The following is a 19,982-nucleotide window of genomic DNA, read 5'->3' on the forward strand; positions in this document are numbered from 1 at the left end:
GCTTGGCGCCATGTACAACGGCGACCGCTCGCGCAAGACCACATTGGTGGAGTACGGATTCCGCCTGCCTTCGGCCCTGGACAACCGCCCGCTGAAGTTCGAGGAGTTCGAACGCAAGATGCGCCAGGTCGTGTTCGTGTCGGCCACGCCGGCCGATTACGAAAAGCAGCACACCGGCCAGGTGGTCGAGCAAGTGGTCCGCCCCACTGGCCTGGTCGATCCGATCGTGGAAGTGCGCCCCGCTGCGCACCAGGTGGATGACGTGCTGCAAGAGATCCGCATTCGCGTCGAGAAGAACGAGCGCGTGCTGATCACCACGCTCACCAAGCGCATGTCCGAGCAGCTCACCGACTACCTCAGCGACAACGGCGTGAAGGTGCGCTACCTGCACTCCGACATCGACACCGTCGAGCGTGTCGAAATCCTGCGCGACCTGCGCCTGGGCACCTTCGACGTGCTGGTAGGCATCAACCTGCTGCGCGAAGGGCTGGACATCCCCGAGGTGTCACTGGTGGCGATCCTTGATGCCGACAAGGAAGGCTTCCTGCGTTCGGAGCGCAGCCTGATCCAGACCATCGGCCGGGCGGCGCGCAACCAGAACGGGCATGCCATCCTCTACGCCGACAAAGTCACCGAATCCATGCGCAAGGCCATGGGCGAAACCGAACGCCGGCGCAACAAGCAGATCGAGCACAACCTGGCGCATGGCATCACGCCGCGCACGGTGAACAAGAAGGTCAAGGAATTGATCGACGGTGTGATGTCCAATGCCGCCAAGGACGACTTGCGCGCGGCCGAGGCCTTGAGCGCGTCCATGGCCGATGCCGAAGTGCTGAGCGAAAAAGACCTGGGCAAGCGCATCAAGCAGCTTGAAAAGCAGATGCTGGAGCACGCCCGCAACCTGGAGTTCGAGAAAGCGGCGCGCCTGCGCGATCAACTCGGTTTGCTGAAGGAGCAGGCCTTTGGCGCCGTTGTCGGCGACCACGTCACGCCGACGCCACCGGTTGCCCGGCCGAAGTGATGCCCCGGGTCAGCGGTGGCTGCAGTTCGGTGCGGTCTCGGCCGCCGCTCTTGGCCCGGTAAAGGGCCTGGTCGGCGCGCTCGATCACTTGTTCGATCGAATCCCGGGCGCTCCAGGTGGCCACGCCACAGGAAAAGTTCACCCGAAGGTCTGGCAGGCTGCGGCTCACCTGGGTGGACCGCAATTGCTCGCGCAGGCGCGTCATCGCGATCTGGGCCTGGTTGGCCTCCTCGGTTTCGGGCATCAGGACCAGGAATTCCTCGCCGCCCCACCGGCCGATCACGTCGGTCTCGCGCAGCACCGCGCCCCCTTGCAGCGCGAAGTTGACCAACACCTCGTCGCCCACCGCGTGGCCGTGGTGGTCATTGATGGCCTTGAAGTGGTCCAGGTCGATCAAAGCGACCGAGAAGTGGTGCCCATTCAACTGCGCCCGCTGCACTTCTGCCTGCAAACGCTCCTGCATGTGGCCCCGGTTGTACAGGCCGGTCAGTCCATCCCGCACGGTGATGCGGCGAAGCTCTTCGGCCGCCGCGGCCAAGGACTGCTTGGCGTGAAAAGCGCGCTCGCGCATCAGCCCGAAGCTGCGCGACTGGATCGTCATCAGCACCAGCACGAAGCAGGAGCCTGCGATCTTCAAAGCTTCGGCGCGCGGATCAGCGTCGCTCAGGCCCAGCACCGTCATGGCGACCCAGGCGGCGATCAGCATGGCGGTGGTGAGTCCGCCGGTCCAGGCTGCCACCTTGGGGCGCAAGCTCAGAAAGCCGAAGACCTGGATCAAGCACAAAGTTTGGAAGGCGACCGAGCGAACCACCGGTGCCACCGCGTAGCTGATGATCATCGCGCCGCTGGCCCAAAGGATCTGGGGCGCCACCAGGCCAGGGTCAGGCCAGGAGCGCGTGATGCCGCTGCGCACCAGCGGGTAAAACACGCACAGCGCCACGGAGATGTAGCCCATGAAGAAATGGGCCGTGCTTTCCGTGATCAGGTGCCGAGGCAAGGCATAGCCGAGCAAGACGAAGATCCAGCACACATAGATGACCATGGACAGCAGGCACAGGCCAAGCCGGGCCCGCATGCGGGGATCCTGGCCCACGACCAGTTCGGACAGCGCGCGAATCATGCGGTCACCGCCACGACCTGGTCACGCCCGCCATGCTTGGCTTGGTACAGCGCGCGGTCGGCCAGCTCCAGCGTCGGCGTCAGGTTCAAGCCCTGGCCATGCTGGCAGGCGCCGGCGGACAAGGTTACACGCAATCCGGGTGCGTGGTCGGCCCAGTCGTGCTCGCGCACCGCACGGCCCACGGCCTCCAGGGTGTTCAAGGCGTCGGCCAGCGCGGTTTCGGGCATCAACAGGAGGAATTCTTCGCCACCCCAACGGGCCAGCGCGTGGGTGGGACCGATCGCGTTCTGAAGCAGGCGCGACACCTCGCGCAGCACCACGTCGCCCGTGGCGTGGCCATGCTGGTCGTTCACGCGTTTGAAGAAGTCGATGTCCAGGATGGCCACACAGAAAGGCCGGCGGCACCGGTGGCTGCGCCGAACCTCCTCGTCCAGCAGGGTCTGGAAATGGCGCCGGTTGTAAAGCTGGGTGAGCCCGTCCCGCACCGACAGGGCGTTCAGTTTGGCCACCGTGCGTTCCAGTTCCACTTTCTGCGCCTTGCGGTGCTGGCTGATGCCCTGGCCGATGTGCGTGACCACCAGCAACACGCACAAGGTGACGCTGGCCATGGCCACGTTGACGAACTCCGCGTCCCTGTCGATGGACGAGGGCGACACTTCCAGGATGAGCAACACGACGCCGATCAGCATCGCGTAGGCGCTGGCGGCGACCACGCGCACTTGCAAAGCGCTCAGCCGGCGCATGTCGAACAGGATGGTCATGCACAGCCATTGCAGTGCCAGCCCGCGTGCCAGCGGGATCAGCGCGTAGGCCAGCATCACCATGCTGGCGTTGAACATCACGCGTTGAAATGCCAGCGAAGGATCCTTGGCGAGCGCCTGGGCCATGCCGGTGCGCACCAGCACATAGAAAGCGCCGATGCCGGCCACGTTGTAGCCCAGCACCGCCGCCGTCTGCCACGGTTGGACAAAGCCCAGCCCCGCGCAGGCCAGCAGCAGCACGGCGATGAACAGGTAGCTGGGCAGCGTCAGCACCAGTCGGCGGACGCCATCCCGCACAGGGCCGATCGGCCCCATGATCGCGTGCGTCAGGGGTGATCGTTTCGGTGCATCGAACAAAACAGGGGGTACGACAACCATCGGGCGCGATCCAGCGGAGCCCCACGGCTCCTGCGTGGATATCGGCCGTTTGTCGCGCACATTGAGCGCCCAGCTTGGTGCAAGGGAGATCAAAGAGGGCGACAATCAAGCCTCATCCACTGCCATTCCTGTCCGAGCTGTGTCCTTTGTGAATGATTCTTCCGAGCGCCAGCCCGCTGGTCCGAAACTGCGGGTCCTCATGGTGTGCATGGGCAACATTTGCCGTTCTCCCACCGCCGAAGCAGTGCTGCGCCAGAAGCTGATTCAGACCGGACTCGATTCCCTGATCGAGGTGGATTCCGCCGGCACGATCGGCTCCCACGTGGGCAGCCCTCCCGATGACCGCAGCCAGGCCCACGCGCACCGCCGTGGGTACAAGCTTCAACACCTGCGCGCGCGCAAGGTGCAGCAAAGCGACTTTCACCAGTTCGACCTGATCCTGGCCATGGACTGGGACAACCTGGCATCGCTGCAGAAAAACTGCCCTGGTGTGGAGGCCCAGAGCAAGCTTCGCCGCCTGACCGAGTTCATCCCCGCCCGGTCTCCTTTCCTGGGCAAGGAAATCGTGGGCGATCCCTATTACGGCGGCCCCGAGGGCTTTGAAGCCGTGCTCGACTTGGTCGAAGCCGCCTGTGAAGGTTTGGTCGATCACCTGCACCAAAGGCTCCGCGCCATGCAGGCTGGCTGATAGCCAGGGGCTATCACGCTCATGGTCAAAAGGTCAGGGAAAGCCCGTGGTCTTGGTTGACTAAATTAGTGGGTTTCTCTATAATTGACTTATTCACTCGGGATTGAATACGCCCTGAGCCCAGCGGTCACCCCGCTCGGTGGTGTTTCTGGTTTACCCTGGCCAGTACTGAGGCGTCTAGATTCTGACCACAAGGAGAAGAGCCATGCGTTTGACCACCAAAGGGCGTTTTGCCGTCACTGCCATGATCGACTTGGCCCTGCGCGAGCACACGGGCCCCGTTGCCCTGGCCGCGATCAGCCAGCGTCAGCAGATTTCACTGTCCTACCTCGAGCAGCTGTTCGGCAAGTTGCGTCGCCATGAGCTGGTCGAAAGCACCCGCGGTCCTGGTGGTGGTTATTCCCTGGGCCGCAAGGCCGAAGACATCACCGTGGCCGACATCATCGTGGCCGTCGATGAGCCCATCGACGCCACCGGTTGTGGCGGCAAGGAAAACTGCATGGGCACCGATGACGGCGGCCGTTGCATGACCCACGATCTGTGGACCAGCCTCAACAACAAAATGATCGAGTACCTCGACTCGATCAGCTTGCGCAAATTGGTCGAAGACCAATTGGCCAAGGGTGTGTCGATCGAAGCCCAGCCCATCAAGCGCGCCATCTCGACGCAACCCGTGGTCAAGCCGATCAAGATCACGGCCCCCAATTCGGTGTTCGCACTGGGGTCAACGCTCGCGAAATGAGCGGCCGGGCGATAATCGCAGGCTTTTCCTGAAGTACCCGCCAGCCCCGGCCTGCCTTGCAGGTGCGTGGGTGGCAACAGCACGAGTTCCCAAGAGTCCCCACTATGGACATGACCCCGCACTTCCCGATCTACATGGACTACGGCGCGACCACCCCGGTGGACCCGCGCGTGGTGGACGCCATGATCCCCTGGCTGCGCGAGCGCTTCGGCAACCCCGCCTCACGCACCCATGCCTATGGTTGGGACGCGGAAGAAGCCGTTGAAAACGCCCGCAAGCAGGTCGCCGACCTGATCGGTGCCGACTCGCGCGAAATCGTGTGGACCTCGGGCGCCACCGAGTCGAACAACCTGGCCATCAAGGGCGCGGCGCATTTCTACCAAAGCCGTGGCAAGCACATCATCACGGTCAAGACCGAGCACAAGGCCGTGCTCGACACTTTCCGCGAGCTTGAACGCCAGGGCTTCGAAGCCACGTACCTGGACGTCGAAGAAAACGGCCTGCTCGATTTCGAGAAGTTCAAGGCGGCGATCCGCCCCGACACCATCCTGGCTTCGGTCATGTTCGTGAACAACGAGATTGGCGTCATCCAGGACATCACCGCCTTGGGCGCCTTGTGCCGAGAAAAAGGCGTGATCTTCCATGTCGATGCCGCGCAAGCCACGGGCAAGGTCGACATCGACATGGCCAAGCTGCCGGTCGACCTGCTGAGCCTGGCCTCGCACAAAACCTACGGCCCCAAGGGCATTGGCGCGCTGTACGTTCGCCGCAAGCCGCGCGTGCGCCTGGAAGCGCAAATGCACGGTGGTGGCCACGAGCGCGGCATGCGTTCGGGCACCTTGCCCACGCACCAGATCGTTGGCATGGGCGAAGCCTTCCGCATCGCCAAGGAAGAAATGCACACCGAGCTTCCACGCATCCAGGCCCTGCAGCAGCGTTTGCTCAAGGGCCTGCAGGACATCGAGCAGATCTTCATCAACGGCGACGTGGAGCACCGCGTGCCGCACAACCTGAACATCTCCTTCAACTACGTCGAAGGCGAGTCGCTGATCATGGGCATCAAGGGCATCGCGGTGTCCTCGGGCTCGGCCTGTACCTCGGCCAGCCTGGAACCCAGCTATGTGCTGCGCGCCCTGGGCCGCAGCGACGAACTGGCGCACAGCTCGCTGCGCATGACCATCGGCCGTTTCACGACCGAAGAAGAAATCGATTACGCCGTGTCGACCCTGAAGGAACGCGTGGCCAAGCTGCGCGAACTGTCGCCCCTGTGGGACATGTTCAAAGACGGCATCGACATCAGCACTATCCAGTGGGCGGCGCACTGACGTTTCGTCAACGCGTTACGCTCACCTCGTTCTTGGAGTACCACCATGGCATACAGCGACAAAGTCATCGACCACTACGAAAACCCCCGCAACGTGGGCGCCTTTGAAAAGGGCGACGAGTCCGTGGGCACCGGCATGGTGGGCGCGCCCGCGTGCGGCGACGTGATGAAGCTGCAGATCAAGGTCAACCCGCAAACCGGCGTGATCGAAGATGCTCGCTTCAAGACCTATGGCTGCGGTTCGGCCATCGCGTCCAGCTCGCTGGTCACCGAATGGGTGCGCGGCAAGACGCTGGACGAAGCGCTCACCATCAAGAACACCCACATCGCTGAAGAACTGGCATTGCCTCCGGTCAAGATCCACTGTTCGATCCTGGCCGAAGACGCCATCAAGGCAGCGGTGAACGACTACAAGGCCAAAAATGCAGCCTGACACTTCTTCCTCCGGTTCGTGCACCAGCGGCCCTGGCAACGGGCCTCTGCCTGAGCTGGCCTCGGCGCAGATCGGTGCGCAAGGCACGGTGTCCTTGACCGACGCGGCCGCGCGCCACATCAACCGCTACCTGGGCCGCCGAGGCAAGGGCGTGGGTGTGCGCCTGGGCGTGAAGACCACGGGTTGTTCGGGCCTGGCCTACAAGATCGAGTTCGCCGACGAGATTGCCCCCGAAGACATCGTGTTCGAGCACTCGGGCGTCAAGATTTTGGTCGACCCGAAGAGCTTGCCTTACATCGACGGCACCGAGTTGGACTTCGCCCGCGAAGGCCTGAACGAAGGCTTCAAGTTCAACAACCCGAAAGAGCGGGACCGTTGCGGTTGCGGCGAGTCCTTCCGCGTCTGACATGCCGTTCGCCTTGGCCGCCAACCCCACCAAGTGGTGGGGTTTTGCTTTGTGACCCGAGCGCTTTGTTGACATGAACCTCGACGCCGACGACTTCACCTTGCTGGGCCTGCCACGATCCTTCGTGCTGGAGCGCCCTGCGCTGGACGCGCAGTGGAAGGCCTTGCAAGCCAAGGTGCACCCCGACCGCTTCGCGGCCGAAGGTGGTGCGGCGCAGCGCGTGGCCATGCAATGGGCCGTGCGCGTGAACGAGGCTTACCAGCGTCTGAAGGACCCGCTCAAGCGCGCGGCCTACCTGTGCGAACTGGCGGGCGTGCCGGTGCAAAGCGAAAGCAACACGGCCATGCCGCCTGACTTCTTGATCCAGCAGATGGAATGGCGTGAAGCCCTGGAAGACGCCGGTTCGGCGGAAGCCGTGCAGGCGCTGGAAAAAGAAGTCTCGGCCCAGCGCGCCGTGCGCCTCGCGCGGATCACGCAGTTGCTGGACGAGCAGTCCAACCCCACGCAAGCCGCACTCGAAGTGCGTGCCCTGATGTTCATCGATCGCCTGAGCGACGAGATCAACCACCGACTAGAACGGTACGAAGACGGCCTTTGAGCTGCGCTTGAGACCCACCCCATGGCCCTGCTTCAAATCTCCGAACCCGGACAATCACCCGACCCGCACCAGCGCCGCATCGCGGTGGGCATCGACTTGGGCACCACGCATTCTCTGGTGGCCTCCGTGCGCCATGGCGTGGCCGAGTGCCTGCCCGATGAGCAGGGCCGCGTGATCCTGCCTTCGGCCGTGCGCTACTTCGTCGATGCGCAAGGCAAGACGCGCCGCACCATCGGTTTCGAGGCCTTGGCCCAGCAGGCCGAAGACCCGCAAAACACCATCGTGTCGGTCAAGCGCTTCATGGGGCGCCGTCTGGCCGATCTGAGCGGTGCCAGTGGCCTGCCTTACCAGTTCGAAGACCAGCCCGGCATGGTGGCCGTGGCGACCGTGGCCGGTGTCAAGTCGCCGGTCGAGGTGTCGGCCGAGATCCTGGCCACCCTGCGCCAACGCGCCGAAGACACCTTCAACGACGACCTGTTCGGCGCCGTGATCACGGTGCCTGCGTACTTTGACGATGCGCAGCGCCAAGCCACCAAGGACGCCGCGCAGATGGCCGGCCTGAACGTGCTGCGCCTGCTGAACGAGCCCACCGCAGCGGCCATCGCCTATGGCCTGGACAACCAGTCCGAGGGCCTGTACGCCATCTACGACCTCGGGGGCGGCACCTTTGACATCTCGCTGCTGCAATTGAGCCGTGGCGTGTTCGAGGTCGTGGCCACGGGCGGCGACTCGGCCCTGGGCGGCGACGACATCGACCATGCCCTGGCCGAAGCCGCCTTGCTGGAAGCGCGCATGGAGGCCGTCACGCCGCAGGACAAGCGCACCGTGCTGGTCGCCGCGCGCCGCATCAAAGAGAAGCTCTCGACCGATGGCCACGCGCACCTGTCGTGCAAGCTGTCGGGCGGCATGCTGTCGGTCAGCATCACCCGCGAGCGCCTGCAAGCGCTGTCCAAACCTTTGATCGACCGCAGCCTGGCCGCCGTCAAGCGCGTGCTGCGCGATGCCAAGGTCAAGCCCGCCGAAGTCAAGGGCGTGGTGATGGTGGGTGGCTCGACCCGCATGCCCGCCGTGCGCGATGCGGTCGGTGCCTTCTTTGGCCAGACCCCGCTGACCGACCTGAACCCCGATGAAGTCGTGGCCCTGGGCGCGGGCATCCAGGCCAATCAATTGGCGGGCAACAATGACAAAGGCGATCACCTCTTGCTGGATGTGCTGCCCTTGTCGCTGGGCCTGGAAACCATGGGGGGCCTGGTCGAGCGCATCATCCCGCGCAACACGCCCATCCCTTGCGCGCTGGCGCAGGACTTCACCACCTTCAAGGACGGGCAAACGGCCCTGGCCGTGCATGTGCTGCAAGGCGAGCGTGAACAGGTCGAGCATTGCCGCTCGCTGGCGCGTTTCGAGCTGCGCGGCATCCCGCCCATGGCCGCGGGTGCCGCGCGCATCCGCGTCACCTTCCAGGTCGATGCCGATGGCCTGCTCAGCGTCACGGCGCGCGAACAGATGTCGGGCGTCGAAGCCTCGGTGGTCGTCAAGCCCAGCTATGGCTTGAGCGACGACCAGGTGGCCGGCATGCTGCGCGAGGGCTTCACCACGGCCGAAGCCGACATGAAGGACCGCTCGTTGCGCGAAGCGCGTGTCGAGGCCGAGCGCATGCTGGAAGCCACGCGCACCGCGCTCGCGGCCGATGGCGACCTGCTCAGCCCGGCACAACGTGCCGAGATCGACGCCCTGATGGGCAAGGTCGGCCAGCGCTGCGACTGGGGCGACCTGGACGCGCTGGAGGCCGCCACCAAGGCCCTGGCCCACGGCACCGAAGCCTTCGCCGCCGAGCGCATGAACCGCGGCATCCGCCAGGCCTTGGCCGGCCGCACCATCGACCAAGTTTGACCCCATGCCCATCATCAAGATCCTGCCCCACCCCATGTTGTGCCCACAAGGCACCAGCTTGACGGTCGCGCCCGGCACCTCCATCTGCGAAGCCCTGCTCGAAAACGACATCGAGATCGAGCACGCTTGCGACATGAGCGCGGCCTGCACCACCTGCCACGTCATCGTGCGCGAAGGCTTCAACAGCCTCAACGAGATGGACGAGACCGAAGAAGACCTGCTGGACCGCGCCTGGGGCCTGGAACCCAACTCGCGCCTGAGCTGCCAGGCCATCGTCGCGGGCCAGGACCTGGTCGTGGACATCCCCAAGTACACGATCAACCACGCGCGCGAAAACCACTGATGTCACGCCAGATCTTCCTCGACACCGAAACCACTGGCCTGAGCCCAGAGTCCGGCGACCGCGTCATCGAAATCGGTTGCGTGGAGATGATCAACCGGCGCCTGACTGGCCGGCACCTGCACTTCTACTTGAACCCGCAGCGGCCCAACCACGAAGACGCGGTCCGCATCCACGGGTTGACCGACGAGTTCCTGGCCGACAAGCCGCTGTTCGCGTCCGTGGTCGACGAATTCCTGGAATACGTGGCTGGCGCCGAGCTGATCATCCACAACGCCAGTTTCGACATCGGCTTCCTGAACGCCGAACTGCGCCGCGTGAACAAGGGCGTGATGGCCGACCACATCGAAGGCGTGCTCGACACCCTGGTGATGGCGCGCGAGATGTTCCCGGGCAAGTCCAATTCGCTGGACGCCTTGTGCAAACGGCTGGAAGTCGACAACACCCACCGGACCCTGCACGGCGCCTTGATGGACGCCGAATTGCTGGCCACGGTCTACATCAACATGACGCGCGGCCAGGACGCGCTGTTGATCGACGCGGGCGGCGAGGAAGAGGGCAGCCAGGCCGCTTTGGACGCCGCGGCCATCGACCTGAGCCAATTCGCCTTGGTGGTGATCGAGCCTTCGCAAGACGAGGCAGCGGCCTTCGAAAAAGCGCTGGCCGACATCGACAAAGCCAGTGGCGGCAAAGCCATTTGGAAATCGCTGGAAGCTGTGCTATAGTCTTGGTCTTCGCTAATACCTCAGGCGAAGCCGAAACATCAGTTTTCGGGCGGTTAGCTCAGTGGTAGAGCACTGCCTTCACACGGCAGGGGTCGCAGGTTCGAACCCTGCACCGCCCACCAAGACGCACCAAGCGCAGCACCAGCCTTGCAAATGAAGATTTGCAAGGCTTTTTGCTTTCTGGACTGACTCATCCACCGTTGTTCAAACCGACCGCATCGGGTAGGTGAACAGCAGAAAGTGCGTGGCGTTCACCAGGAAGTGCGTCAGGATGGCCGCTTCGATGCGCCTTGTCTGCGCGTAAGCCCAGGCATAGGCCAAGCCCGCCATGCCGACCAATGCGGTGTACAGGGGGCCTCCCCCAGCGTGGGCCAGCGCGAACAGCGCGGCGGAAACCAACGCGGGCATCCAGGCCATGCGCGCACGAGATGCCAGCACCCTGGTCAGCCGTTCCTGGAGCCATCCTCGAAAGAACGCCTCCTCGGCCACGCAGGTGAACAGCAGGTTGATGGCGAGAAAGCCGGCCGCGAAAGCGGGCACCTTCACATCCGGCTGCACATGGCCGGTGGCCCAGGCTGCGCCCAGGGTGATGGCGGAAGCGACGGAGAAGGCAAGCAGGGTGGGGCGGACAAGCGCCCGCCATGCGCCCGGCGAATGCAGGCGCGGGGCAAAAAAGACCAGCAGGAACAGGCCCGCGCTGGCCTTGTCGAAGTTGGCGTACAGCGTGAAAGCCGTGGCCTGCGGGCTGGTGCGCACGGCATCGAGCACCTTGGGGTTGTGGAAGCCGGGCAGGGCATGCAGTGCCAGTGCCAGCGACATGGCCCCCGCGGCCAAGGTCCAGGCCCAAGCGCCGCGGTGCCCGACGTGGTGCCGGGCGCCCAGGCACAAGGCCGCCAGGGCCGACAGCGCCACGACGGCTGGCCAGGCGAGCACGCCACTGGCCTGCCCGGCCAGCGTGGCGGCGACGTACAGCACGGCCCAAGGGGCGATGGTGACGCGTTGGCCAAGCGGCCATGACGGCAGCCAGACGCTGGCGATGGACGCGCCAAGCAAGGCGAAAGTGATGAGCACGGTGGTCCCTGTCCCCTTGTTTGAGGGGCGAGTGTATCGGCAGGTTTGTTTCTTGCGATGCATGCCGGCTGTCCATTGACTCTTGCAGTACCGATGCCCCTTCTTCTTCCCAAACGCCACGCCTTGCTGTTCCTGGTGAGCGTTTTGTTTCACTTTGGTGCGGTGGCCCAGACCACGTCGCCCGATGCGTCTGCTTCTGGTGCCTTGGTGGCCTCGCCGACCTTGGCGTCGGAGCCTTCGTCCGCCACCGCCGTGGCGCCCGTGATGGCCAGCGTTGAAGCACCGCCCCGGCCCGCGCCGCAGGCTGCTCCCAGCCGTCCCCAGCGCGTGCCTTTCGCGCAGATCAACGCGGGTGACACGGCCTGGATGATCGTGGCATCGGTGCTGGTGCTGCTCATGTCCATCCCTGGCCTGGCCTTGTTCTACGCCGGCATGGTCCGCAAGAAGAACATCCTGGCCACCATGGCCCAGACCTTCGCCGTGTGCGCGTTGGTCACGGTCTTGTGGTTCGCCGCGGGCTACAGCCTGGCCTTCATGCCGGGGTCGGATTGGATCGGTGGCACGCAGGCCATGTTCCTGGACAGCCTGTTCTTCAACAAGGATGCCGGGCAACTGTCGGTGCACCACCTGGCCCCCACGGTGCCCGAGTCGGTGTTCGTGATGTTCCAGCTCACCTTCGCCATCATCACGCCGGCCTTGATCACCGGGGCCTTCGCCGAACGCATGCGCTTCTCAGCGCTCCTGCTGTTCATGACCTTGTGGTCCTTACTGGTCTACGCGCCCGTGGCGCATTGGGTGTGGGAGCCCGGCGGCTGGCTGGCCAGGCGCGGTGTGCTGGACTTTGCAGGGGGCACCGTGGTGCACGTCAACGCAGGCATCGCGGGCTTGGCGTGTGCGTGGATGCTGGGCCGGCGCGAGGGTTTCGGGCAGGAGGCCCTGATGCCCTCCAACCTGGGCTACACCATGATCGGTGCGTCCCTGCTGTGGGTGGGCTGGATGGGCTTCAACGGGGGCTCGGCCTGTGCCGCCGATGGCCGGGCCGGCATGGCGATGCTGGTGACCCAGCTGGCCGCCGCGGGGGCCGCCTTGAGCTGGATGGCGGCCGAGTGGGCATTGCGCGGCACGCCCACCTTGCTGGGCATGTGCAGCGGTGCGGTGGCGGGCCTGGTGGCCATCACGCCGGCCTCGGGGTTTGTCGATGCCAAGTCCGCCCTGCTGATCGGCGCGATCGCGGGCGTGGGTTGCTATTGGGGCGCAACGGGGCTCAAGCGCTTGCTGGGAGCCGATGACTCGCTGGACGTGTTTGGCGTGCATGGCGTGGGCGGCGCCATCGGGGCCTTGTTGACCGGGGCCTTGGCCTCGCCCGCCATTGGCGGTGTCCAGGGCTCGGTGGTGAACCAGGCCGTGGGCGTCGGCGCCACCTTGCTCTACAGCGGCGTGGCCACGCTCGGCATCTTGTGGCTGGTGGATGGCCTGGTCGGCCTGCGCGTGACGCCGCGGCAGGAGGCGGATGGCCTTGACCTGAGCTTGCATGGCGAGCGCGTCGAGTGACCGTGTGATGAGTCTTGGCAGGTTGTTGTTGTCTTTCAGGAGAACGTGATGCTGGAAAGCGAGAAGTTCGCCATTGCCGCCCATTTGCACGTGACCTTGCGCCGAACCAACGGACGCGTCACCGATGTCGAGTGGATGGTCAAGAGCCCCGAGTACGCACGCGAGGTCATCCGCGTGGCGCGCACGGAAACGCACCCTGATGTGCTGCGCCTGGCCGACAAGCTGGAAGCTGCCTTGCAGCCGGCCGCGCCGCCTCCGAGGGCCTCGACCACGCCTCTGGCGCGGCCCCAGTTCGTGGCCACGCAAACGGGGGCCGACTCGGGCTTCCCAGCCACGGGTGATGAACCCACCGCGGCCCGTCAGCGCTACGTGGGCACCCTGCGCTGAGGTGAAAGGCATCCCTGCCTTGTCAAGGCCTTGTCATGTCCCGTGAATAGGGTCGGTGGGTCACCACGACTTTCACGAGGACGGCATGCATTTTCGAACGACCCTTTCCTGCTCGATCGCCCTGGCCTGCCTGGCCATTTCTGCGCACGCGGCGCCCACCCTGATCGGCTTCGCGAGGCTGGACGCGAACACGTTTTCCGACGGGCCCACCTCCGGCCAATTCGTCGCGGCGGCCAACGGCATCACGCCGCCGTTCGCGGGCCGGCAGCCCGTGCAGGGCTTCTCGGCCGTGCTGCCTGGCCCACGGCCCGGCACCTTCCGCGTCATGCCGGACAACGGCTTCGGCACCCAGGCCAATTCGCCCGACGCGCTGCTGCGCATGTACACCGTCAAGCCGGATTTCCGCACCCGCCATGGAGGCAGTGGCACGGTGCGTCCCGTCTCGCATTTCCTGGGCTTGCCCCTGCGTGACTTCGGGGCCCTGAGCCGCATCACCCTTCGTGATCCCGACCACCGCCTGGGCTTCCCCCTGGTGGCCGATGGCGTGAGCTATCCCTACGCGGGCACGGGCCCCGGCCAGGCCGGCATCCCGGTCGATCCGGTGATCAAGCGCCGCCGCTTGTTGACCGGTGGGGATCTCGACATCGAGTCGGTCCGCGAAGACCGCTGGGGCCACCTGTGGTTCGGCGACGAGTTCGGTCCCTTCCTCGTGAAGACCGACGCCACCGGCAAGGTGCTGCGCCGTGAGGTGCCCTTGCCATTGCCCAGCCTGCCTGGTGGCCAGGACCTCGGCACCAACGCATTCGTGCAATCGCCGCAGAACCCTTACCTGGCGGGCGGGCAGCCCAATCTGCGCGCGTCCAATGGTTTTGAGGGCATGGCCATCAACCGCTCGGGCACCCGCTTGTATCCCTTGCTCGAAGGCCCCATCGTGACCGACCCTGACCAGAAGCGCCTGGTCATCAGCGAGTTCGACATCCAGTCCGAGCGCTACACCGGGCGCACTTTCAGCTACAAGCTGGAGGCGCAAGGCACCAACATCGGCGACATGACGGCGGTCAACGACCACGAGTTCCTGGTGATCGAGCGCAATGGCACGCAGGGCGACCCCAACCTGCCGGGCACCTTCCCCAATCCTGCGAACTTCAAGAAGATCTTCAAGGTCGATTTCGACCAGGTGGGTGTGGATGGCTTCGTCCAGAAAACCGAAGTGGTCGACTTGCTGAACGTGGCCGACCCCGATGACCTCGATCGCGACGGTTTCAAACGCTTCACCTTTCCCTTCGTGACCATCGAGGATGTGTTGATCCTGGATGCGCGGACCTTGCTGGTCATCAACGACAACAATTACCCGGGCAGTGGTGGGCGCACCCTGACCGCACCCGATGGCACGGAGTTCATCCAGGTCCGGCTGGACGAGGCACTGCGCGTGTCACCCGCGCCGTCCCGCGGTCACTGAGCGGCGTTGTCGGCCATGGCGGGCTCGGCGACGAGGGGCCATGGCTGATCGGCGTTCACGAAGTCCGAGTGGCTGACCTCGCAGACCTGGACCTTGTCGCCCACCGCGAACACGGACAAGCGGCCGTTGGCGTCATCGTCATCGACCTCCACATCCCGGTCGACCACGGTCACCACCAGGCAGGCGTGCAGCTCGGTCAGGCCCCGGCTGGGCTGCGGGCCCATCACCGAGTTCAGTTGATGCAGGGCGGGCTTGAGCACCTCGACGGGCAGGCTCATGAAGCACCGCGAGCCTTGTCGGCGCAGGACGTGCTCCAGGTAGCCCAAATGCTTCAGCACCTTGCGGGAGCCCACGTGCCGGTCCAGCACCTGGGCGATCGCGGCCTGCATGCGCTGGAGCTGGGCGGCGTCCACGCCCAGCACAGGCGGGGGTTTGGGCTGGGTGTCGATCCGGCCCGGCGGATTGGCGGGCAGTGGCTTCGGCGCGGTGTTTTTTGGGGCGTCCCGCAGTACCACGTGAATCTGGCCATCCCGGCGCTCCAGGCGCAGCTGGGCCACGAACAAGCCGCGCACCAGTGTCACCACGGGTGTGAACCATCTGGTCCTGGATGGGTGGGGATCGGGAGCTTTTGCCATGGGATGGGGTGGACCGGGTGCTCCATCATCGCTCGGGCCCCCTGAAGATCAAAAGCTTTGACGGGCCCTGGGCCTGTTTCCGTCCACTGCGTCACGCAAATGGCGCGCGGCGCTGGGGCCCCTTGAGCGAGGGGACGCCAGGGTATTCATGGATGACTTGTGAGTTTCTTCACGAATAATCGAGAAACGGTGTTTTTTTCCGATGCCCTGTTTCCTGCTTGAAAAGGCCCGCCATGACCCAACCCACCATCCACCGCCGCCATGTCCTGACGGCCTTGACGGCTTCGGCCGCCTCCACCCTGATGACGGGCGGGCAGGCCCAGGCCGCCACGGGCGCCACCGCCCTCGGAGACTACAGCACCGATGTCGTCATCGTCGGCGGTGGCTACTCCGGTCTGGCGTGCGCCCGCGCGCTGGTCGCGGCGGGCCGACAGGTCCTGGTGCTGGAAGGCCGCGACCGCGTGGGTGGCCGCTGCTGGAACCAGAACCTGCCGGCGCCTTTCGGAAGTTACGTGGTCGAGGGCGGCGCCGCCTTCATCGGTCCCACCCAGGACCGCATGTATGCCCTGGTGCAGCAACTGGGCCTGAAAACCTACCCCGTCTACGACGAAGGCAAGCTGATCAACTACGCGAACGGCAAGCGCAGCACCTACACCGGTGTGCTGCCCTGGTCCAACCTGCTGGCCACGGGCGAGACGGCGATCACCATGCTCAAGCTCGACGCCATGGCCAAGCAGGTGCCGCTCGACACCCCCTGGACGGCCGGGAAGGCCGCCGAATGGGATTCGCAGAGCATGCAGACCTGGATGGACCGCAACCTGCTCACCAACGATGCCAAAAGTCTGTTGCGCCTGGCGGTGTTGTCCCTGGTGTCGGTCGAGCCCCGCGACATCTCCTTCCTGTACCTGCTGCACTACATCCACTCGGGCGGCGGCCTGACCAGCCTGCTCAGCACGCAAGGTGGCGCGCAGCAGGATCGCATCGTCGGTGGGTCGCAGTCCATTGCCCTGGGCATGGCGCGTGAACTGGGCGGCCGCATCCTCTACCGCGCGGCGGCCCGCTCGGTCAGGCAGGACGGTGGCGGCATTGCCGTCACGGGCGATGGCTTCACCGTCCGCGCGCAGCACGCCGTGGTGGCCATGTCGCCGTGGATGGCCTCGCGCCTGAGTTACGAACCGCTCGATGGCCCGACCCAGCTGCGCCTGCAGATGATGCAGCGCGTGCCCATGGGCTCCGCCTGGAAGGTGCACGTGGTCTACGACCGTCCCTTCTGGCGCGATGCCGGCCTCAGCGGCCAGGTGACCAGCGATGCTTTCCTGCCCAAGATCGTGTTCGACACCACCCCGCCCACGGCCGGCGCCCCTGGCGTCATCATGGCCTTCATCGATGGGCAGGATGCGCGCGATGCGGCCCTGCTGTCGCCAGCCGTGCGCAAGGCCAAGGTGCTGGAGGCGCTGGCCGTCTTCTTCGGTCCCAAGGCTGCCACGCCACTGGCCTACATGGAAAACAATTGGCAGGCCGAAAACTTCAGCGGCGGTGCGCCCACCGGCGTCTTCCCGCCCGGCGTGCTGACGGGGTTCGGCCCCAGCCTGCGCGCACCCATCGGCAAGCTGCACTGGGCCGGCACCGAAACCTCGGCCATCTGGACGGGCTACATGGAAGGGGCCGTGCGTTCAGGCGAACGCGCCGCGCAGGAAATCATCAACACATGACCGCGCCCGTCATCGTGGTGGGAGCCGGGCCGGCAGGCTTGGCCATGGCCGCCTGCCTGCAACAGGAAAAAGTGCCCTGCCTGGTGCTGGAACAAAACGACCAGGTGGGCTCGTCCTGGGCGGGCCACTACCGGCGTCTGCACCTGCACACCGACAAAGCCCATTCGGCCTTGCCTTTCTTTGATTTCCCCAAGTCTTATCCACGCTATCCCTCGCGCCAACAGGTGGTGGACTACCTGAACGCCTACGCCCACTACCACCAGATCCGCCCGGTCTTCGGCCAGAAGATCATCCGCGCCCGCCGAACCGATGCTGCTTGGGAGGTCCGCAGCCAGGACACCGTTTACCGCAGCCAGACCTTGGTGGTGGCCGGGGGCCACAACCGCGAGCCTCAACGCCCCACCTGGCCCGGCGTGGACCACTACCGGGGCCAATTGCTGCACAGCGCGGCTTACCGCGATGGCGCGTCCTTCAAGGGCCAGCGCGTACTGGTGGTCGGGCTGGGCAATTCGGGCGGCGAGATCGCCATCGACCTGCACGAGCACGGCGCGCGGCCCACCCTGGCAGTGCGCAGTCCGGTCAACGTCATCCGACGAGACATCTTCGGCATCCCCTTCCTGACCTTTGGCATCCTGCAAAGCAAATTGCCACCCGAACTGGCCGACGCCATGAATGCGCCCTTGATTCGACTGCTCGTCGGCGATCTGACGCGCCATGGCCTGCAGCAACCCAAAGAGGGGCCCGTGACACAAATCCGCCGCCATGGCCGCGTGCCCTTCATCGACGTGGGCACCGTGCAACTCATCAAAAAGGGGCTGGTGCAGGTCCGGCCGGGCATCGGGCAGTTCACCGAGCAAGGCGTGGTGTTCACCGATGGGCGGGCGGAGTCCTTCGATGCCGTGGTCCTGGCGACGGGCTACCGGCCCAATGTCCAGTCATGGCTGGAGACAGGCGACGGGGTGTTGGGCGAGGGCGGGGCGCCGCTGCTGAGCGGGCAGGCCCTGAGCCACGCGGCCGGGCTGTATTTCTGTGGTTACCACGTCTCGCCGACCGGCATGCTGCGCGAGATTTCGCAAGAGGCCAGGCAGCTGGGGCGCCTCATCGCCCGGACGCACGCTCCCTAGGATTCGATCATTCGCCTGGGCGAACAGCACCGCGCCTCGAATAGCGCAGCTTCAGTTCACGGAACAGGGGAACGCTGAGCAACAGCGCAGTGGAGGTGCAGGCCGCCATGGGCGCCAGCGAATCGCAGTAGTCCATCAGGCAGGCGCCCAGCATCACGAAACCCAGGCCCAGGAAATACAAATTCACGGCATGGCGCTGGGCAGAAGCTGCATTCATCGGCATTTTTTACACTCGCTTTCAAGTGGCGCCTGCAAAAAACGACGCGCTTGACCATTGTGGGTTTTCAGTCCTGCGCTTGATCGCGGCAGATGCGCCACTGAAACCTTCATTGACCGGCCTTTGGCCATTGAGCGCGGATTTCCTCCAGCAATTCCCGGCATAGTTGCCGCTCGTCAGCGTCGGCGATGTCGGGCCGGTTGCAGGGCGTTGCCGACAGTTTGTTCAACGATGCATCCCGATCCTTGATGTAGAGCATCTCCAGCACGCGGGCGCCACCGGCGTCCAGGATGGCCTTGGGCGTGCCGTGAACTTCCCAATAGGTGATGCGGGCATCCTTGTCCTGGCAAAACCAATAGGCGGCCAAGCCGTGGTTTGAGGACACGAACAGGCTGGGGCGGTCGGTGTGGCGCTCGATGGGTTTGCCCACCGGGGTGGTGGACAAGGCCCAGGTGGACGGTATGCAGTCAGGCTGGGCGGCCTGGGCTGCAAGGGCGGTCGCCGCGAGGATGAGGAAAATGACGGCACGCATATGAGAGGGCTCCACTGACAAGCCGTTGTGCGCTCTCGTGAGCGCAAGGCTGGAATGGATGGGCAATCGGCGTGCCCATGAACGAGCTGGGGACATGGATGCGCTCACGCGCCGGGTGTCGGGGTGCGGGCCAGCACCCACACCGACACCTGGCGCACGCCGGCGTCTTGCAGGGTCCGGGTGATTTCGTCGAGGGTGGCGCCCGTGGTCAGGACATCGTCCACCAGGGCGACATGCCGCCCGGCCAGTGCCCGCCGACACGACTGGGTCACTTCGAACGCGCCGCGGATGTGCTGGCGGCGATCGTCGGCCTCCAGCGTCATCATCCGGGGCGTGTCTTTCACGCGGCGCACGGCCTCGGGCAGGGTGGGGATGCCCATCTGGCGAGACAGTTGGCGGGCCAGTTGCCACGACTGGTTGAAACCGCGTTCGCGCAGGCGGGCCGTCGACAGCGGCGTGGGAATGAGCCATTGGGGGCGCCTTCGGGGCGGCAGTTGGCCCAGTCGGTCGGCCATCAGTTCGGACAAGGGCTTGGCCAGGGCCACGTCGCCGTTGAATTTGAACTGCGCGATCAACTCGCGCCATGGCGAGGTGTAGTCCACGGCGGCGATGGCGCGGTCGAACTCGGGAGGCTTGTCTTCGCAAGCCAGGCACTCGGGGCGTCCTGCTTTCAATGCCAGGGCGCACCGCCCGCAGCGCAGGCGAGGCGCGGCGAAGGCGGAGAGACAGTGCTGGCACACGGCCTGCCATTGCGCCTGGCGGCACACCAGGCACAGACCGGGCCAGGGCAAGCGCCAGGAGGCGGGCAAAGAAGGCATCCAGTCAATATACTGAGCGCCCCGCGCGCTGGACATCGCCCAGTGGAGGG

At 65.2% G+C, this 19,982-nt stretch carries 22 protein-coding genes and 1 tRNA gene; 16 read left to right on the forward strand and 7 right to left on the reverse strand.

Features of this window, described 5'->3' with window-relative positions; translation table 11 throughout:
- A partial coding sequence (locus ACREB4_RS11950; protein ID WP_431588447.1) for a helicase-related protein occupies nucleotides 1–1,021 on the forward strand: 1,021 nt, incomplete at its 5' end.
- Here the strand turns inward: ACREB4_RS11950 and ACREB4_RS11955 are convergent.
- Both ACREB4_RS11955 and ACREB4_RS11960 read right to left on the reverse strand, forming a co-directional pair.
- The gene (locus ACREB4_RS11955) at nucleotides 987–2,141 is read right to left on the reverse strand and encodes a GGDEF domain-containing protein (RefSeq protein WP_431588448.1); all 1,155 of its coding nucleotides are present in this window, start codon (nucleotides 2,139–2,141) and stop codon (nucleotides 987–989) included. The genes ACREB4_RS11950 and ACREB4_RS11955 overlap by 35 nt on opposite strands.
- The gene (locus ACREB4_RS11960) at nucleotides 2,138–3,280 is read right to left on the reverse strand and encodes a diguanylate cyclase (protein ID WP_431588449.1); all 1,143 of its coding nucleotides are present in this window, start codon (nucleotides 3,278–3,280) and stop codon (nucleotides 2,138–2,140) included. Before ACREB4_RS11960 ends, ACREB4_RS11955 begins: the two co-directional genes overlap by 4 nt.
- 148 nt (nucleotides 3,281–3,428) lie before the next feature.
- Between ACREB4_RS11960 and ACREB4_RS11965 the strand changes: the two genes are divergently transcribed.
- From ACREB4_RS11965 to ACREB4_RS12010, 10 genes are all read left to right on the forward strand, one after another.
- A complete protein-coding gene (locus tag ACREB4_RS11965; RefSeq protein WP_431588450.1) occupies nucleotides 3,429–3,968 on the forward strand; it encodes a low molecular weight protein-tyrosine-phosphatase in 540 nt (179 codons plus the stop codon).
- 205 nt (nucleotides 3,969–4,173) lie between these two features.
- Entirely contained in the window at nucleotides 4,174–4,710 is a 537-nt protein-coding gene (iscR, locus tag ACREB4_RS11970; RefSeq protein WP_304790112.1) for a Fe-S cluster assembly transcriptional regulator IscR, read from the forward strand.
- Between the two features lie 104 nt (nucleotides 4,711–4,814).
- Complete coding sequence (locus ACREB4_RS11975) at nucleotides 4,815–6,035, forward strand: IscS subfamily cysteine desulfurase (protein WP_431588451.1); 1,221 nt, start codon at nucleotides 4,815–4,817, stop codon at nucleotides 6,033–6,035.
- Between the two features lie 45 nt (nucleotides 6,036–6,080).
- On the forward strand, nucleotides 6,081–6,467 hold the full coding sequence (gene iscU, locus ACREB4_RS11980; RefSeq protein WP_431588452.1) for a Fe-S cluster assembly scaffold IscU: 387 nt from the start codon (nucleotides 6,081–6,083) through the stop codon (nucleotides 6,465–6,467).
- 88 nt (nucleotides 6,468–6,555) lie between these two features.
- Nucleotides 6,556–6,873, forward strand: a complete 318-nt coding sequence (iscA, locus tag ACREB4_RS11985) for an iron-sulfur cluster assembly protein IscA (protein WP_431588528.1) — start codon at nucleotides 6,556–6,558, stop codon at nucleotides 6,871–6,873.
- A 73-nt stretch (nucleotides 6,874–6,946) separates the two neighbouring features.
- On the forward strand, nucleotides 6,947–7,471 hold the full coding sequence (gene hscB / locus ACREB4_RS11990) for a Fe-S protein assembly co-chaperone HscB (protein ID WP_431588453.1): 525 nt from the start codon (nucleotides 6,947–6,949) through the stop codon (nucleotides 7,469–7,471).
- 21 nt (nucleotides 7,472–7,492) lie between these two features.
- A complete protein-coding gene (gene hscA / locus ACREB4_RS11995; protein ID WP_431588454.1) occupies nucleotides 7,493–9,361 on the forward strand; it encodes a Fe-S protein assembly chaperone HscA in 1,869 nt (622 codons plus the stop codon).
- Between the two features lie 4 nt (nucleotides 9,362–9,365).
- Entirely contained in the window at nucleotides 9,366–9,704 is a 339-nt protein-coding gene (fdx, locus tag ACREB4_RS12000) for an ISC system 2Fe-2S type ferredoxin (protein WP_431588455.1), read from the forward strand.
- A complete protein-coding gene (dnaQ, locus tag ACREB4_RS12005) occupies nucleotides 9,704–10,426 on the forward strand; it encodes a DNA polymerase III subunit epsilon (RefSeq protein WP_431588456.1) in 723 nt (240 codons plus the stop codon). Before fdx ends, dnaQ begins: the two co-directional genes overlap by 1 nt.
- Before the next feature lie 47 nt (nucleotides 10,427–10,473).
- Nucleotides 10,474–10,548: transfer RNA gene (locus ACREB4_RS12010), tRNA-Val, on the forward strand.
- An 82-nt stretch (nucleotides 10,549–10,630) separates the two neighbouring features.
- On the opposite strand, the gene ACREB4_RS12015 is transcribed toward ACREB4_RS12010, so the two are convergent.
- Complete coding sequence (locus ACREB4_RS12015) at nucleotides 10,631–11,497, reverse strand: CPBP family intramembrane glutamic endopeptidase (RefSeq protein ID WP_431588457.1); 867 nt, start codon at nucleotides 11,495–11,497, stop codon at nucleotides 10,631–10,633.
- A gap of 93 nt (nucleotides 11,498–11,590) precedes the next feature.
- Here ACREB4_RS12015 and ACREB4_RS12020 point away from each other — a divergent pair, with 93 nt between their 5' ends.
- The 3 genes from ACREB4_RS12020 (at nucleotide 11,591) to ACREB4_RS12030 (ending at nucleotide 14,894) form a co-directional block, all read left to right on the forward strand.
- Nucleotides 11,591–13,048 carry an ammonium transporter gene (locus tag ACREB4_RS12020; RefSeq protein WP_431588458.1) on the forward strand — a complete coding sequence of 486 codons (1,458 nt, stop codon included), beginning with the start codon at nucleotides 11,591–11,593 and terminating at the stop codon, nucleotides 13,046–13,048.
- Between the two features lie 48 nt (nucleotides 13,049–13,096).
- The gene (locus ACREB4_RS12025; protein WP_431588459.1) at nucleotides 13,097–13,435 is read left to right on the forward strand and encodes a hypothetical protein; all 339 of its coding nucleotides are present in this window, start codon (nucleotides 13,097–13,099) and stop codon (nucleotides 13,433–13,435) included.
- Between the two features lie 85 nt (nucleotides 13,436–13,520).
- Nucleotides 13,521–14,894 carry an esterase-like activity of phytase family protein gene (locus ACREB4_RS12030; protein WP_431588460.1) on the forward strand — a complete coding sequence of 458 codons (1,374 nt, stop codon included), beginning with the start codon at nucleotides 13,521–13,523 and terminating at the stop codon, nucleotides 14,892–14,894.
- On the opposite strand, the gene ACREB4_RS12035 is transcribed toward ACREB4_RS12030, so the two are convergent.
- Complete coding sequence (locus tag ACREB4_RS12035) at nucleotides 14,888–15,478, reverse strand: hypothetical protein (protein WP_431588461.1); 591 nt, start codon at nucleotides 15,476–15,478, stop codon at nucleotides 14,888–14,890. The two genes, ACREB4_RS12030 and ACREB4_RS12035, sit on opposite strands and share 7 nt — an antisense overlap.
- Nucleotides 15,479–15,762: 284 nt before the next feature.
- Here ACREB4_RS12035 and ACREB4_RS12040 point away from each other — a divergent pair, with 284 nt between their 5' ends.
- Nucleotides 15,763–17,241, forward strand: a complete 1,479-nt coding sequence (locus ACREB4_RS12040; RefSeq protein WP_431588462.1) for a flavin monoamine oxidase family protein — start codon at nucleotides 15,763–15,765, stop codon at nucleotides 17,239–17,241.
- On the forward strand, nucleotides 17,238–18,365 hold the full coding sequence (locus tag ACREB4_RS12045; RefSeq protein ID WP_431588463.1) for a flavin-containing monooxygenase: 1,128 nt from the start codon (nucleotides 17,238–17,240) through the stop codon (nucleotides 18,363–18,365). Before ACREB4_RS12040 ends, ACREB4_RS12045 begins: the two co-directional genes overlap by 4 nt.
- 7 nt (nucleotides 18,366–18,372) lie before the next feature.
- Here ACREB4_RS12045 and ACREB4_RS12050 read toward each other — a convergent pair whose 3' ends face one another.
- The 3 genes from ACREB4_RS12050 to ACREB4_RS12060 all read right to left on the reverse strand — a co-directional run bounded on the left by ACREB4_RS12050 (nucleotide 18,373) and on the right by ACREB4_RS12060 (nucleotide 19,932).
- A complete protein-coding gene (locus tag ACREB4_RS12050) occupies nucleotides 18,373–18,582 on the reverse strand; it encodes a hypothetical protein (RefSeq protein ID WP_431588464.1) in 210 nt (69 codons plus the stop codon).
- Nucleotides 18,583–18,691: 109 nt separating this feature from the next.
- Complete coding sequence (locus ACREB4_RS12055; protein ID WP_431588465.1) at nucleotides 18,692–19,114, reverse strand: hypothetical protein; 423 nt, start codon at nucleotides 19,112–19,114, stop codon at nucleotides 18,692–18,694.
- A gap of 104 nt (nucleotides 19,115–19,218) precedes the next feature.
- Nucleotides 19,219–19,932: a ComF family protein gene (locus ACREB4_RS12060; RefSeq protein ID WP_431588466.1), complete on the reverse strand. Its 714-nt coding sequence runs from the start codon at nucleotides 19,930–19,932 to the stop codon at nucleotides 19,219–19,221.
- Nucleotides 19,933–19,982: the final 50 nt, after the last annotated feature.

It is taken from the genome of Aquabacterium sp., assembly GCF_050725395.1.
In the GTDB taxonomy this organism is placed as follows: domain Bacteria; phylum Pseudomonadota; class Gammaproteobacteria; order Burkholderiales; family Burkholderiaceae_C; genus Aquabacterium.

Coding starts and splice junctions, on each gene's coding strand:
- ACREB4_RS11955 (WP_431588448.1), bottom strand. CDS start 2,141: ATGATTCGCGCGCTGTCCGAACTGGTCGTGGGCCAGGATCCCCGCATG.
- ACREB4_RS11960 (WP_431588449.1), bottom strand. CDS start 3,280: ATGGTTGTCGTACCCCCTGTTTTGTTCGATGCACCGAAACGATCACCC.
- iscR (WP_304790112.1), top strand. CDS start 4,174: ATGCGTTTGACCACCAAAGGGCGTTTTGCCGTCACTGCCATGATCGAC.
- ACREB4_RS11975 (WP_431588451.1), top strand. CDS start 4,815: ATGGACATGACCCCGCACTTCCCGATCTACATGGACTACGGCGCGACC.
- iscU (WP_431588452.1), top strand. CDS start 6,081: ATGGCATACAGCGACAAAGTCATCGACCACTACGAAAACCCCCGCAAC.
- hscB (WP_431588453.1), top strand. CDS start 6,947: ATGAACCTCGACGCCGACGACTTCACCTTGCTGGGCCTGCCACGATCC.
- hscA (WP_431588454.1), top strand. CDS start 7,493: ATGGCCCTGCTTCAAATCTCCGAACCCGGACAATCACCCGACCCGCAC.
- fdx (WP_431588455.1), top strand. CDS start 9,366: ATGCCCATCATCAAGATCCTGCCCCACCCCATGTTGTGCCCACAAGGC.
- dnaQ (WP_431588456.1), top strand. CDS start 9,704: ATGTCACGCCAGATCTTCCTCGACACCGAAACCACTGGCCTGAGCCCA.
- ACREB4_RS12020 (WP_431588458.1), top strand. CDS start 11,591: ATGCCCCTTCTTCTTCCCAAACGCCACGCCTTGCTGTTCCTGGTGAGC.
- ACREB4_RS12025 (WP_431588459.1), top strand. CDS start 13,097: ATGCTGGAAAGCGAGAAGTTCGCCATTGCCGCCCATTTGCACGTGACC.
- ACREB4_RS12030 (WP_431588460.1), top strand. CDS start 13,521: ATGCATTTTCGAACGACCCTTTCCTGCTCGATCGCCCTGGCCTGCCTG.
- ACREB4_RS12040 (WP_431588462.1), top strand. CDS start 15,763: ATGACCCAACCCACCATCCACCGCCGCCATGTCCTGACGGCCTTGACG.
- ACREB4_RS12045 (WP_431588463.1), top strand. CDS start 17,238: ATGACCGCGCCCGTCATCGTGGTGGGAGCCGGGCCGGCAGGCTTGGCC.
- ACREB4_RS12050 (WP_431588464.1), bottom strand. CDS start 18,582: ATGAATGCAGCTTCTGCCCAGCGCCATGCCGTGAATTTGTATTTCCTG.
- ACREB4_RS12055 (WP_431588465.1), bottom strand. CDS start 19,114: ATGCGTGCCGTCATTTTCCTCATCCTCGCGGCGACCGCCCTTGCAGCC.
- ACREB4_RS12060 (WP_431588466.1), bottom strand. CDS start 19,932: ATGCCTTCTTTGCCCGCCTCCTGGCGCTTGCCCTGGCCCGGTCTGTGC.